The sequence below is a fragment of the Corallococcus caeni genome, from assembly GCF_036245865.1.
Classification (GTDB): Bacteria; Myxococcota; Myxococcia; order Myxococcales; family Myxococcaceae; genus Corallococcus; species Corallococcus caeni.
On the sequence record NZ_BTTW01000010.1, the window covers coordinates 1 to 12524 of the forward strand.

Genomic DNA, 12524 nt, shown 5'->3' on the forward strand with positions numbered 1-12524 from the left:
TTGCTGTCAGCTTCCTTCACCGCTTGCCGTCCGTGTGTTGCCTGCCGGACTGCTTCTCTTCGGTGGGGGCGCGGCTTCTATCTCTTCGCCGCGTTCGCTGTCAACCCGCTCGTTGACTGCCCTATTTCCTTGTCGGTCCTGCGCTCTCTCCGAAGTGCCTTCCGCGCCAGTGCGCGGGCTTCGAAGCGAGGGGCGCGGCTTGTACCACCACCGCATCCGCGATCAACCATTTTGGTGGCGACCGTCTGCTGCTGTCTGCCCAGTGTTCCGAGCTGCTTCGTTCGGAGCCGTTCGGGCGGGGCGCGGCTTCTACCTCTTCGCCGCGTTCGGGATCAACAACCTTCGTCGATCCTTTTCTTCCCCGTGCTGGCGTCCCGAGGGACCTGAGGCCGTCGGCTCGCTGCGCGGAGGTCCAGTGTCTAACGCTTCGATTCGGCGACGTCAAACCCTTGTTGATCCGGGCCTGATCATTCGTCCCCAACCGCCGGGGATATGGGTACGCCGTTCCAAGGTGTGAACCCCCGGCTCCAGCTTTCTTCTTTCCTCGTCACCTCCCCTGCTCCTCATCCAGCGGGGCGCGCCAGCGTGTCCCGAAGAGCCCGTCTCCGAGGGGAAAGGTGATGTTGAAGTTGTGGCGCCCCATCTTGCTGGGCTCGTGGTGCACCTGATGGTGGCTTCGGAGAAACGAGATGCCGGGCAGCCTGGCGCTCCAATGGTTGCTCGGCAGGTGCGTGGCGAAGTGCACCCACTCGTACGCGAGGTAGTAGCCGAGCGCCGTGGCGATGAAGAGCCAGCCCGCGTTGGGGGAAATCAGCAGGAAGCAGAGCGCTCCCAGCGGCGCGGCGATGGCTCCCAGGAAGAAGAGGAGCAGGACCGGAGGGAAGAGCACCATCTTGAAGTCCCGGGGGGACTCGTAGGTCATCGCCTCGTGGGTGAAGAAGCGGTGGTGCTGGGCGGTGTGCCGTTCGAAGACGAGCCCCAGTCCCCTGGTGCGGTGGTGCATCGGGCCCCGGTGGCCGAGGAACTCGACCGTGTTCGCGAGGGCGATGACCGCGGGGACCCCGAGCAGCTCCCAGAGGCGGGGGGCCTCCACCCGGCTCAGCGCCAGGGCGATTCCCCCCAGACAGACGAGGCTGGTGAAGGCGAAGTGGGCCTGGCCCCGGTAGCCCGGCCCGATGCTCCGGGCCCGGTACTCCTCACGGAAGGCCTGGACCTGACGGGGGACGGGGCGCGTTTCCATGCGCTCGAGCGTAGCGCGCCCCGTCTCTACCGTTCAGCTAGGAGCGCTTCGTCCCCTTGCCTTCCGAGGGCTCTTCCTTCCGGCGTGCGAGCGACTTCTGCAGCTTCTTCATGCGGTCCAGGATGAGGGTCCGCTTCAGGCTGGAGAGGTGGTCCACGAAGACGTGGCCGTCCAGGTGGTCGATTTCGTGCTGGAGCACGTGCGCGAGACGGCCTTCCGCCTCCAGTTCGTGCCACTGGGCCGTCTTGTCCTGGTAGCGGACCTTCACCCGCTCGACGCGGGGGCACTTCTCCCACACGTCCGGCACGGAGAGGCAGCCCTCCTCCAGCTTCACGCTCCCCTCCTTCGACAGCAGCTGGGGGTTCACGATCTCGAACTGGGTGCCGTCCTCCCGGCCGACGATGGCCACGCGCAGGGGGACTCCCACCTGGTTGGCCGCGATGCCGATGCCCTTGGCTTCCGCCATGGCCTCCGACATCTCCTGGAGGAGGGTTTCGAGCGCCGGGCCGAAGTCGGTCACGGGCTGCGTGGACGTGGTGAGAACCTTGTGGGGCCAGATGACGATGTCGCGAGCCATGCGCGCGACTCTGCCATGCGGTTTCCGCCATTGCTCGGCACTTTCCGCGCGCCGGCGCACCCTCCGGGCGGCCCCGAGCGCTCCGCCGGACGGGTCTGATAGACCGTCGACATGCACCCGCACTCCCAGCTCATCACCGACTTCTATTCGGCCTTCCAGCGGCGCGACGCGGACGGAATGGCCGCCTGCTACCACCCCGACGTGGAGTTCAACGACGCCGTGTTCCAGAACCTGCGCTACGCGGGCGTCACCTCCATGTGGCGCATGCTGCTGGAGCGCGGCAAGGACCTGGAGCTCGTCTTCAGCCAGGTCCAGGCCGATGACCGCACCGGCAGCGCCCACTGGGATGCGCGCTACACCTTCAGCCAGACGGGCCGGAAGGTGCTCAACCGCATCGACGCGACCTTCGAGTTCAAGGACGGGAAGATCCTCCGCCACACGGACCGGTTCCCCTTCTGGACCTGGTCGCGGCAGGCGCTGGGGCCCGTGGGCTGGGCGCTCGGGTGGACGCCGCTCTTGCACAACAAGGTGCGCTCCCAGGGCGCCGCGGGGCTGCGCAAGTACATGAAGGAGCGCGGCATCGAGGGGGCTTGAGGGCGGCTCCCGAGGGCCCCCGACTCACTCCTTCACGTCGAGCGTCTTCAGCGTCACGGGCCCCCTGGGGCCCTGGCGCGACAGGGTCGCCTCGCAGCGCACCTGTCCCATCCAGTCCGTGAAGCGCAGTGACGCCGTGCCGTCCGCGTGCAGCCAGAGCGTCGCGTGGCCATGGTTGCCCCGGTCCTGGCGCACGCCCGTCCACTCCGGGAAGCGCGGCCGGGATTCGAAGAAGTGGACCGGTGCCACCGGGGACTCCGGGGCATCCCTCCGCTCGGAGGGGAAGCCCCCGTGGCCCAGGCTGGCGCCGAGGAAGGGCAGGCCGGGTGCCCGGTCGTACAGCGCTCCGGCCTGGGCATCTCCCCAGCACCAGAGGTCCACCCATTCGCGCTCCACGACCAGGGCCCGCAGGTCCTCCGTCACCAGGGGGGCCAGCTGTTTCGCGTCCGGCCCATAGGGCGCGGCGTGGCTCAGCAGGATGTTCATGGCTCCGCGCCGGCGCCCCTCCGACAGGCGCTGCTCCAGCCATTGCAGCAGCGCGGGCTCGCGGTGGCGGCCCGCTTCGAACCAGGCGGTGTCCAGGCCGATGAGCTGGAAGCGCTCCGAGGCGAGGCAGAAGTAGCTGCCCTCCTGCGGGTGACGGGGGCCGGCGCCCCGCCGCTCGTCCAGGTAGCGGAAGTAGGCGCCCGCGCCCGAGCGCATCTCCGGCGGCGCGTTCAGCGTCAGCAGCGCCGTCGTCCCGAGCAGCGGCTCCAGCGGCTGCGCCACGTGCGCGTCGAACTCGCCCTGGCGGCCCGCGTAGAAGACGCCGCCCAGGTGCACCGCGCAGTCCAGGCGCTCGCCGCGCATCACCAACTGCCGGGCGATGTACCGCGAGGGGTATTCGCCCGTGCCGAAGTCCGCGAAGAGCGCGACCTCCACCGGCTGTCCCGGCTCCGGCTCCCGCATGGGATAGACGAAGCGGCTCCTGGCGCCGAAGTGCCAGCGGAACGGGGCCTGCCGCGCCGCCGCGCCCTGCTCCAGCCAGACGGGGCCGCTGAACAACAGCCAGCCTCGCAGGTCCGCCTGGGGCTCGAAGCGCGTGCGCGTGGGGTCGATGGGGATCTCCTCCGTCCTCAGCGGGAAGGTGAAGTCCGCGGGCAGCCCTCCCGTCCCCTGCCGGGCGTGGCGCTCCGTCGCGTCCAGGCGCTCCTGGAACTGGCCCGGGTCCGTGAAGAGCAGCTCGAGCTCGCGCAGCACCTCCACGAACGCGCCCACCGTGACCCTCGCGCCCAGGCCGCTCTCCGTCCAGCGCAGCACGTCCTCCGGTTCACGCAGGAAGGCGGACTTGAGCGCCTCCAGCTCCTCCGGGCCCAGGAGGGGCAGGTCCGTGTCCTCCGGCGGAGGGGCTTCCGGCGCGTCCCGGCCTGTCGCGGGCGGCCGGTAGCCGAGCGATTCGTAGAGCGGCTTCCACCTGCTTTCCATGTGTCCCCCTCGAGATGGCGTCGGATGCCCAGGGACGCATTCTCCCAGGCATCCCCGACATTCCTGTTCACCTGGACGCGCCGGGAGGGGGACCGGCGCACGGGGCTCATCGCTCAGGGGCTGGGGGTGCCCGGGCCTTCCTTCCGGAAGGTGTAGAGCGTGTAGTACGAGCCGGTGGCGAAGCCGGGCAGCTTGAGCGGGTTGAACACGCTGAGGTTGGACAGCATGCCGCCCGCGAAGCCCGGCGGCACCTCCACCAGCTTCAGCGTGCCGCCCGCGAGCACGACGCCCGCCTGGGGCTGGTCGTTGCTCATGAGCGTGCACTCGCCCACCGCGGTGAAGGCGCCCACGGGCAGGAGGAAGCGCGCGTAGAACGGCACCTGCGTGCCCGGGGTGAAGGCCCGGTCCGTCAGCCGGAAGCAGGCCGTCGCCGAGCCCACCCGTTCGTAATTGCCATCGCCCGCGGGCACGTAGAGGCCCGCGCCCAGCTTCACGGTGGGGGCGAAGGGCGCCGCCGCGCACACCGCTTCATCCGGCGGCGTTGCGGCGTCCTCCTGCGAGCGAAAGGCATACACCCACTCGGTGCCGGACTGCAGCCGCACCGTCGCTCCCGCCTGCTCCCGCGTCATGTTCAAACCCATCCTTCAGGACCGCGGGGTTCGTGCTCAGGTCACTGCCAGGACAGCGCGTACTCCGTATCCACAGGCCCCGTCTGCCGGCCCTTCACCTGCACGCCCCGGGCGCCCAGCGCCTCGATGACCGCCTGGAGCACGCCTTCATGGTACGCGGGCGGCATGAAGTCCCGCTTCATCTGGAGCTTGCCCGCGCGGTCGCTGGACCACTCCACGCTGCGGTCGCCGTAGCTCACCGCCGCGCGGTAGCCCGTGGGCAGGTTCGTCACCAGCCGCTTGGGGCTGTCTCCCGCGAGGAGCAGCAGCGTCTTGCCCGCCGCCGACGACAGGAAGTCCGTGGTGGCCTGCGTGCCCATCTTGCGCAACATCGCGTCGAAGCCGCCCAGCTGCGGCCCCATCAGCTGCGCTCCCGTGAAGGACAGCTTCAGGAAGCCCGACACCGGGTAGTTGAAGAAATCCACGAACTTCTTCTCCGGCACCACCGCCAGGCACTTCTCCACCGCGGCGTCGCCGCCGAGGATGCGCACCGCGTTCAGCGCGCCGTTGAAGAACATGCCTCGGGCCGTGTCGTCGGGGGTCGCCAGGACCAGGCGTTTCTCCAGGTCCTGCGCGATGGCCGGATCCAAGCCGGATACTTCCTTGCGCTGCTCACTCATAGAGGGGGAAATCTCCGGGGGGGAGGAGATGAACACCCGTGCGGACTACAGCCGCACGAGCTGGGCCCCATAATGGACGTTGGCGCCCACGGCCGCCACCACCACCAGGTCCCCACTGCCGAGTGCCACACGACCCAGCTCCAGGTCCTCCGCCAGGAGAATCAACATCCCGGCCGCGGACGTGTTGCCAATCCGGTCCACGTTGCAGGCCACGGCCTCCTTGGGCAGGCCCGCGCGGTTCACGAACGAGTCCATCACCCGCTTGTTGGGCTGGTGGAAGTAGTAGCGCTTCACCTGCTCGCGCACGGCGGGGGTGAGCACCGCGTCCAGGCACTTCTGCATGTACTCCGGGTAGCTGCGCGCGACCTTGAAGCCGTCCACCACGAAGGCCATCTCCGACGGGCGCGTGCGACCCGGCTGGTAGGGCAGCTTCAGCATGCCGCCGCCCCGGCGCGACACCAGCTCCGCGTACGCGTTGCCTGAGAAGGAAGAGAGGATGCCCGGGCCGTCCTCCTCCCCCTGCTGCGTGCGCAGCACCACCGCGCCCGCGCCGTCCCCGAAGACATACATGGACAGGTAGGCATTGAGCGCCTTGGGGCGGCCCGGCGTGGGCGGCAGCTCGTCCGTGTAGACCTCCCGGTTGAGCAGCGGCGAGGTGAACGCCGAGGCCACCACCGCCACCGTGCGGAAGCGGCCGCCCTCCATCATCTTGCGCACCAGGTCCAGCACGTAGGGCGTGCCGCCGCAGCCGTCGTCCACCACCAGCGCGAAGGCGTCCTCGCGCAGGCCCAGCCGTTCGTGCAGCGCCATGGCGTCGTGGTTGAAGTGCGGCGCGTCCGGGGTGCACGTCACCACGAACAGCGCGTCCAGCTCCTTGGGGTCCACGCCGCCGCGCGACAGGGCCTGGCGCAGGGACACCTCGCACATGTCCGTGTTCGTCGCCGGGTAGAAGCGCCCCAGCACGTCGTCCGGCGGGGGGATGGCGCGGCCCGTCTCATCGTCGAAGTCCCAGAGGAAGCGGCGCTCCTTGATGCCAATCTTCTCTTCGATGCGGGCGGCCGACCAACCGGGGATGGCCTTGGCGATCCGCTCGTTGGAGATGGTCCTCGTCGGGACGAAGGAACCGGCGCCCACGACACACACCCGTTCGGTCATTTCCATGGCCTCGCGATTTCACAGCCTCGCCGGACGGGATGGATTCCCTGGCACACGTGCATAGAGCACGTTCCAGGCCACTTCCTAAACCCTTGGAAAGACGGAGTTCCTTCACTTGACTGCTTCATGCGTGAAGTACACGCGATGACAGAACAGCCCCTGAAGTGAGAAAAATCCGTGGGATGGGGGACGATTCAAAAGTGAAGCAACCGAAGCGGAATGAACCACACGCGGTGTGTCAATTCACTTTTGGTGAACACCGGAAGCGCTCACGGTGTCTTTCATCTCTTCAAGAAAGTCAACGGCCCGCGGTACCGCAAAGCACCGCGCCCCCTGTCTTGCGTAATGCGGGCCCGATTGGATCTCCCGCGGCTGTCGATTGCCGCGGGGCCAGAGGGTTTCCCTCAGAACGGGATGTTGTCGTCGTCGCCGGGGGGCGGGATGTCGCCGTCGTCCGGCGGGTTGCCGCCGTAGCCGCCGTAGCCACCGCCCCGGCCTCCACCGCCGCCACGCGCGGGCGGTTCACCGCCGCCGCCGCCCTCACCGCGCTGCCGGGCGATCTCCGTCTCGATGGCGGACAGGAGCTGGCGCTCCTTGTCGTGCCACCGGGACTTGCTGGGGTCCGCCAGGGAGCGGCGCGCGCCGTTGGCGTAGAACTCCAGGTCCTGGAGGCTGGCGCCGTAGACGGGGGCGCCCTTGCTGCGGCCGTAGTTGGGGAGGAGCGTGCCGTCGCCGCCCCCTCCTCCGCCACCGCCGGACGGGGCGCCCGAGGCCGCGGGGCGACGGTAGGCCGCCGGGGCCGCCGCGACGGGCGTGGCGCTCATGGACAGCTCACCCAGCTGCAGCGTGAAACCTTCGCCGTTCCTGTACGCCGTGCCCACCCGGACCTGCTCCACCTGACCGTCGGGACGGCGGACCGCGACGGTGACTGGATATTGCTCGCTCATGGGGCCGGGATTCACACCTCCACGGCCTCCATGTCAACCCGAAGGAAGCAGCGCGTGTCGCGCCCGAGGCACGCACGGCGGGCCGCCCTGGGCGACCCGCCACGCGGGGAGGCGCGCGGACGACGTCCTCCGTCAGGTCAGCGACACCATGCCGCCGCTGGAGCCCTTCTTGCGCACCCAGGCCTTGGGCTTGGGCGGAGCGACGGGCGCGGCCGGCTTCGCGGCTTCCTTCAGCGCCTGGCTGCCCGCGCGACCGCGAGGCAGCGTGACGTCCGGGACCGACTGCGGCCGGGCGCCATCCACCCACGCGTCCGGGCGGCGGTCGGTGCGGATGAGCAGGCGCAGCTTCTGGTAGTGCGCCGAGCAGTAGCCCTTGGAGCGGCTCTGGCGCTTGCAACCGATGACGGCGCAGGCCTGGTTGTCTTCCGCGGCGGCGGCCTTCGGCGGGCGGCCCGGGGACTTCGCGGCCGGCATCTTCGCGGCGGGCGCGGCCTTCGCGGCCGGCATCTTCGCGGCGGGCGCGGCCTTCGCGGCAGGCGCGGCCTTCGCGGCCGGGGCGGCCTTCGCGGCGGACTTCGGCGGACGGCCCGGACCGCGGCGGACGGCCGGCTCCGGCGCCAGCGTGGGCGTGCGCACGCCCGCCACGGCACCCAGGCGGCTGGACAGCGGCGCCAGGCGGTCCGTCACCGCGCGCAGCGCGTCCAGCGCATCCAGCCCCTTGGCCATACGGGCCACGGCCTTCTGAACGGGAGCCAGTTGCAGTTGCAACTCGCGACGGACCATGTCGCGGAGTTCGGTCTCAAGTGAAAGTGGGGCCATGTGGGGCAGGATATACACCCATCCGCCGGGTAGGGGATGGAAACATTCCCCAGGATGTTAAAGGAACCAACCATGACTCCGGTTCCCACTCCCGTCCGCTTCCGCGGCACCGACTCCTACCTCACGAGCGAGGGCCTGCAGGCCGCCGTCAACTGCGCCCTCACGCTCCAGCGCCCCCTGCTGGTCAAGGGTGAGCCCGGCACCGGCAAAACACTCCTGGCGGAAGCGATTGCCCAGGGACTGGGATTGAAGCTGCTCACCTGGCACGTGAAGAGCACCACGCGCGCGCAGGACGGCTTGTATGTCTACGACACCGTGCAGCGGCTGTATGACTCGCGCTTCGGGGACGGGGACGTGCGAGACATCCGGCGATACATCCGCCTGGGGCCGCTGGGCGAGGCCTTCGCGTCCCCCGAGCGCGTGGTGTTGCTCATTGACGAGGTGGACAAGGCGGACCTGGAGTTCCCCAACGACCTGCTCCACGAGCTGGATCGGATGCGCTTCCGCATCTCCGAGACGAACGACGAGGTCGTGGCGAAGAACCGCCCCGTCGTGCTCATCACCAGCAACAACGAGAAGGAATTGCCCGACGCGTTCCTGCGCCGGTGCGTGTTCCACTTCATCGACTTCCCGGAGCGCGAGCTCATGCAGCGCATCGTGGACGTGCACCACCCGGGGCTGGACCCGGCGCTGGCGGACCAGGCGCTCAAGGTCTTCTACGAGCTGCGCGCGATGACGCGGCTGCGCAAGCGGCCCTCCACCAGCGAGCTGGTCGACTGGATCTCCGTGCTCAAGGCCAACGGCGTGGTGGAGTTGAAGCTGGAGGAGCAGCTGCCGTTCCTGGGCGCGCTGCTCAAGAAGGAGCAGGACCTGGTGGCGGTGGCCGAGGCCTTCGGGCGCGGCCGGCGGACGCGCGCTTAAGGCGGCACGGGGACCACGCCATGTTCCTGCCGTTCTTCTACGAGCTGCGAAAGCGCGGGGTGAAGGTGGGCGCGCAGGAGGCGCTCGCCCTGGCCGGGGCGCTGAAGGCCGGGCTGCATGACAGCAGCCTGGATGGGTTCTACCACGTGGCTCGCGCGCTCCTGGTGCACTCGGAGACGCAGCTGGATGCCTTTGACCAGGCGTTCCTGTTCCACTTCCAGGGCGTCGCCTCCGAAGCGCTGAAGCTCACCGAGGAGCTGCTGTCCTGGCTGGAGGAGGCCAAGGAGCGCACGGACTTGAGCCCGGAGGAGCTGGCGCTGCTGGAGCAGTGGGACCCGGAAGAGCTGCGCCGGCAGCTGGAGCAGCGGCTGAAGGAGCAGACCGAGCGCCATGACGGCGGCAACCGCTGGGTGGGCACGGGCGGCGCGTCTGCCTTTGGCAACAACGGCGTGGCCCGGCAGGGCGTGCGCGTTGGCGGCACGGGCGGGCGGCAGGGCCAGGCGCTGTGGCAGGCCGGCGCGCGCAAGTACGCGGGCTACCGCGACGACGTGGTGCTGGACACGCGGCAGATGGCGGTGGCGCTGCGCAAGCTGCGGGCCTTCGCGCGCGAGGGCGCGGCGGAGGAGCTGGACGTGGAGGAGAGCATCGCCGCCACCGCGAAGAACGCGGGCGAGCTGGAGGTGGTGACGCGTCCGCCGCGACGTCCCAACACGCGCGTGGTGCTGTGCATGGACGTGGGCGGCTCCATGGACCCGTACGCGCACCTGGTGAGCCGGCTGTTCAGCGTCGCCAGCCAGGCCTCGCACTTCAAGGAGCTGCGGACCTACTACTTCCACAACTGCGTCTACGGGAAGCTGTACGCCACGCCGCAGCTGACGGGCGGCCTCACCGTGCCGGAGCTCACCGCGCAGGTGGGAAGGCATCACAAGCTGGTGATGGTGGGCGACGCGTCCATGGCCCCGTATGAGCTGGGCATCCGCACGGATGCCAATGGCCAGTACCGGCAGGAGGGGCTGGAGGGGCTCACGTGGCTGATGCAACTGGCGCAGCACTTCGAGCGCAACGTGTGGCTCAACCCGGAGCCTCGCGGGTCGTGGCGCACGGGCTCCATCGCGATCATCGCCAACGTGTTCCCCATGTTCGCCCTCACCGTGGAGGGGCTGGGTGAGGCGGTGAACCACCTGACGCGCGGGAAGACGCCCCGCGGGGCGGCGGCGCGGCGGTAATTCCCGGAAAGGTGTGAGCCTGCCCGACCGTCGGTGTGCCTGCCGACGGACGGGCGCGTTTCGTGCGGCGTCCCGGCCCCGGTTACGGCATGGTGCGCCCGCGACGCAGGCTCAGCGCGGGAGGCCGCATGACGACCGAGAAGATCGATACCCAGGCAATCAACACCATCCGCACGCTGTCGATGGACGCGGTGGAGAAGGCCCACTCGGGCCACCCGGGCGCGCCCATGGCGCTGGCTCCCGTGGCCTATCAGCTGTGGCAGCAGGAGCTGCGCTATGACCCGGCCACGCCGAACTGGCCGGACCGCGACCGCTTCATCCTGTCCAACGGCCACGCCTCCATGCTGCTCTACAGCCTGCTGCACCTGGCGGGCGTGAAGCGCGTGAAGGACGCGAAGGTCACGGACGTGCCGGCCGTGTCCCTGGACGACATCCGCAACTTCCGCCAGCTGGACTCCGCCACCCCGGGCCACCCGGAGTACCACTGGACCACCGGCGTGGAGACCACCACCGGCCCCCTGGGCGCGGGCGTCTCCAACAGCGTGGGCATGGCCATCGCCAGCAAGTGGCTGGGCAGCCACTTCAACAAGCCGGGCTTCGACCTGTTCACCCATGACGTCTACGCGCTCTGCGGCGACGGCGACATGATGGAGGGCGTGGCGTCCGAGGCCGCGTCGCTCGCGGGCCACCTCCAGCTGCCCAACCTGTGCTGGATCTACGACAGCAACCACATCTCCATCGACGGCAGCACCGACCTGGCCTTCACGGAGGACGTGGGCCGCCGCTTCGAGGGCTACGGCTGGCGCGTGCTCAAGGTCACCGACGCCAACGACCTGGACGCGCTGTCCAAGGCCTACAAGTCCTTCAAGGACGAGCGCGGCAAGCCCACGCTCATCATCGTCAACTCGTTCATCGGCTACGGGTCGCCCAAGAAGCAGGGCTCCGCCAGCGCCCACGGCGAGCCCTTGGGCGCCGACGAAATCAAGGCCACCAAGAAGGCCTACGGCTGGCCCGAGGACGCGCAGTTCCTGGTGCCCGACGGCGTGCGCGAGCGCTTCCAGGAGCGCATGGGCGCGCGCGGCAAGGCGCTGCACGACGCGTGGGCGAAGTCCTTCGCGGACTACCGCAAGCAGCACCCGGAGCTGGCGCGCGAGCTGGACGCGCTGCTCAAGCGCGAGCTGCCGGAGGGCTGGGACAAGGAGCTGCCCGTGTTCCCCGCGGACGCGAAGGGCATGGCCACCCGTGAGTCCGGCGGCAAGGTGCTCAACGCGCTGGCGAAGAACTACCCGTGGCTCGTCGGCGGCTCCGCGGACCTGAACCCGTCCACGAAGACGTACATCTCCGCGTCCACGTCCATGAAGCCGGGCGAGTACTCGGGGCGCAACATCCACTTCGGCGTGCGCGAGCACGCGATGGGCTCCATCGTCAACGGCCTCAACCTGAGCCACGTGCGCGGCTACAGCGCCACGTTCCTCATCTTCAGTGACTACGAGCGCCCCGCCATGCGCCTGTCGGCGCTGATGGAGATTCCGTCCATCCACATCTTCACGCACGACTCCATTGGCCTGGGCGAGGACGGCCCCACGCACCAGCCGGTGGAGCAGCTGATGTCCCTGCGCGCGGTGCCGGGCAACATCGTGCTGCGCCCCGGTGACGCCAACGAGGTGACGGAGGCGTGGCGCTACATCGCGCAGCAGCAGCACCACCCGGTGGTGCTCGTGCTGTCACGGCAGCCGGTGCCCACGCTGGACCGCGCGAAGTTCGCGCCGGCGTCCGGCGTGGCCAAGGGCGCGTACACGCTGCTGGAGGCGGAGGGCGGAAAGCCGGACGTCATCCTCATCGGCACGGGCACGGAGGTGGCGCTGGTGGTGGAGGCCGCGGAGAAGCTCAAGGCCGAGGGCGTCAAGGCGCGCGTGGTGAGCATGCCGTCGTGGGAGCTGTTCGAGCAGCAGCCCCAGGAGTACCAGGACAGCGTGCTGCCCCCGAACGTGAAGGCTCGCGTGTCCGTGGAGAAGGGCGCGGCGTTCGGCTGGGAGCGCTGGGTGGGGCACACGGGCAGCGTCATCGGCATGCGCAGCTTCGGTGCTTCCGCGCCCATCAAGGCGCTGCAGCAGAAGTTCGGCTTCACCGTGGAGAACGTGGTGAAGGAAGCGCACGCCACCATCGCCAAGGCGAAGAAGCACTGACGGCCCTGTAGAAAATGAAAGGGCCCCGGACCCTCCCCCGAAGGTCCGGGGCACCTCTGTCCCCCCTGCTTCCAATCCCCCCAACTTCAAATCCCCCCCTGCATCAG

General features: G+C 69.4%; 12 protein-coding genes. 4 read left to right on the plus strand and 8 right to left on the minus strand.

The genetic code is table 11. The annotated features are described in order from the left end of the window. Nucleotides 1–547: 547 nt before the first annotated feature. Both AABA78_RS32850 and def read right to left on the minus strand, forming a co-directional pair. Nucleotides 548–1240, minus strand: a complete 693-nt coding sequence (locus AABA78_RS32850) for a sterol desaturase family protein (RefSeq protein WP_171414015.1) — start codon at nucleotides 1238–1240, stop codon at nucleotides 548–550. Nucleotides 1241–1277: 37 nt separating this feature from the next. After that, nucleotides 1278–1817 carry a peptide deformylase gene (def, locus tag AABA78_RS32855; protein WP_171414014.1) on the minus strand — a complete coding sequence of 180 codons (540 nt, stop codon included), beginning with the start codon at nucleotides 1815–1817 and terminating at the stop codon, nucleotides 1278–1280. Between the two features lie 111 nt (nucleotides 1818–1928). Between def and AABA78_RS32860 the strand changes: the two genes are divergently transcribed. Continuing rightward, complete coding sequence (locus AABA78_RS32860) at nucleotides 1929–2411, plus strand: nuclear transport factor 2 family protein (protein ID WP_171414013.1); 483 nt, start codon at nucleotides 1929–1931, stop codon at nucleotides 2409–2411. 24 nt (nucleotides 2412–2435) lie between these two features. Here the strand turns inward: AABA78_RS32860 and AABA78_RS32865 are convergent, their stop codons facing one another. From AABA78_RS32865 to AABA78_RS32890, 6 genes are all read right to left on the minus strand, one after another. Beyond that, a complete protein-coding gene (locus AABA78_RS32865) occupies nucleotides 2436–3875 on the minus strand; it encodes a hypothetical protein (RefSeq protein WP_338269290.1) in 1440 nt (479 codons plus the stop codon). A gap of 113 nt (nucleotides 3876–3988) precedes the next feature. Beyond that, entirely contained in the window at nucleotides 3989–4504 is a 516-nt protein-coding gene (locus AABA78_RS32870; protein ID WP_338269291.1) for a hypothetical protein, read from the minus strand. Nucleotides 4505–4545: 41 nt separating this feature from the next. Then, nucleotides 4546–5163 carry a DUF2378 family protein gene (locus AABA78_RS32875; RefSeq protein ID WP_338269292.1) on the minus strand — a complete coding sequence of 206 codons (618 nt, stop codon included), beginning with the start codon at nucleotides 5161–5163 and terminating at the stop codon, nucleotides 4546–4548. A 45-nt stretch (nucleotides 5164–5208) separates the two neighbouring features. Next, nucleotides 5209–6318 carry a 3-oxoacyl-ACP synthase III family protein gene (locus AABA78_RS32880; protein ID WP_171414016.1) on the minus strand — a complete coding sequence of 370 codons (1110 nt, stop codon included), beginning with the start codon at nucleotides 6316–6318 and terminating at the stop codon, nucleotides 5209–5211. A 404-nt stretch (nucleotides 6319–6722) separates the two neighbouring features. Next, nucleotides 6723–7265, minus strand: coding sequence for a hypothetical protein (locus AABA78_RS32885; protein ID WP_338269293.1), 543 nt, complete (start codon nucleotides 7263–7265; stop codon nucleotides 6723–6725). Between the two features lie 132 nt (nucleotides 7266–7397). Then, complete coding sequence (locus tag AABA78_RS32890; RefSeq protein ID WP_338269294.1) at nucleotides 7398–8048, minus strand: vegetative protein; 651 nt, start codon at nucleotides 8046–8048, stop codon at nucleotides 7398–7400. A 108-nt stretch (nucleotides 8049–8156) separates the two neighbouring features. On the opposite strand from AABA78_RS32890, the gene AABA78_RS32895 reads away from it, so the two are divergent. From AABA78_RS32895 to tkt, 3 genes are all read left to right on the plus strand, one after another. Beyond that, the gene (locus tag AABA78_RS32895) at nucleotides 8157–9005 is read left to right on the plus strand and encodes an AAA family ATPase (protein ID WP_171414007.1); all 849 of its coding nucleotides are present in this window, start codon (nucleotides 8157–8159) and stop codon (nucleotides 9003–9005) included. A gap of 20 nt (nucleotides 9006–9025) precedes the next feature. After that, nucleotides 9026–10231, plus strand: coding sequence for a vWA domain-containing protein (locus AABA78_RS32900; protein ID WP_171414006.1), 1206 nt, complete (start codon nucleotides 9026–9028; stop codon nucleotides 10229–10231). A gap of 128 nt (nucleotides 10232–10359) precedes the next feature. Next, a complete protein-coding gene (gene tkt, locus AABA78_RS32905; RefSeq protein WP_338269297.1) occupies nucleotides 10360–12417 on the plus strand; it encodes a transketolase in 2058 nt (685 codons plus the stop codon). Nucleotides 12418–12524 lie beyond the last annotated feature (107 nt).

Excerpts from the sequence above, each read along its gene's own strand:
- tkt (WP_338269297.1), top strand. The coding sequence starts at position 10,360 with ATGACGACCGAGAAGATCGATACCCAGGCAATCAACACCATCCGCACG.
- AABA78_RS32870 (WP_338269291.1), bottom strand. The coding sequence starts at position 4,504 with ATGACGCGGGAGCAGGCGGGAGCGACGGTGCGGCTGCAGTCCGGCACC.
- AABA78_RS32885 (WP_338269293.1), bottom strand. The coding sequence starts at position 7,265 with ATGAGCGAGCAATATCCAGTCACCGTCGCGGTCCGCCGTCCCGACGGT.
- def (WP_171414014.1), bottom strand. The coding sequence starts at position 1,817 with ATGGCTCGCGACATCGTCATCTGGCCCCACAAGGTTCTCACCACGTCC.
- AABA78_RS32890 (WP_338269294.1), bottom strand. The coding sequence starts at position 8,048 with ATGGTCCGTCGCGAGTTGCAACTGCAACTGGCTCCCGTTCAGAAGGCC.
- AABA78_RS32850 (WP_171414015.1), bottom strand. The coding sequence starts at position 1,240 with ATGGAAACGCGCCCCGTCCCCCGTCAGGTCCAGGCCTTCCGTGAGGAG.
- AABA78_RS32875 (WP_338269292.1), bottom strand. The coding sequence starts at position 5,163 with ATGAGTGAGCAGCGCAAGGAAGTATCCGGCTTGGATCCGGCCATCGCG.
- AABA78_RS32860 (WP_171414013.1), top strand. The coding sequence starts at position 1,929 with ATGCACCCGCACTCCCAGCTCATCACCGACTTCTATTCGGCCTTCCAG.
- AABA78_RS32880 (WP_171414016.1), bottom strand. The coding sequence starts at position 6,318 with ATGACCGAACGGGTGTGTGTCGTGGGCGCCGGTTCCTTCGTCCCGACG.
- AABA78_RS32895 (WP_171414007.1), top strand. The coding sequence starts at position 8,157 with ATGACTCCGGTTCCCACTCCCGTCCGCTTCCGCGGCACCGACTCCTAC.
- AABA78_RS32865 (WP_338269290.1), bottom strand. The coding sequence starts at position 3,875 with ATGGAAAGCAGGTGGAAGCCGCTCTACGAATCGCTCGGCTACCGGCCG.
- AABA78_RS32900 (WP_171414006.1), top strand. The coding sequence starts at position 9,026 with ATGTTCCTGCCGTTCTTCTACGAGCTGCGAAAGCGCGGGGTGAAGGTG.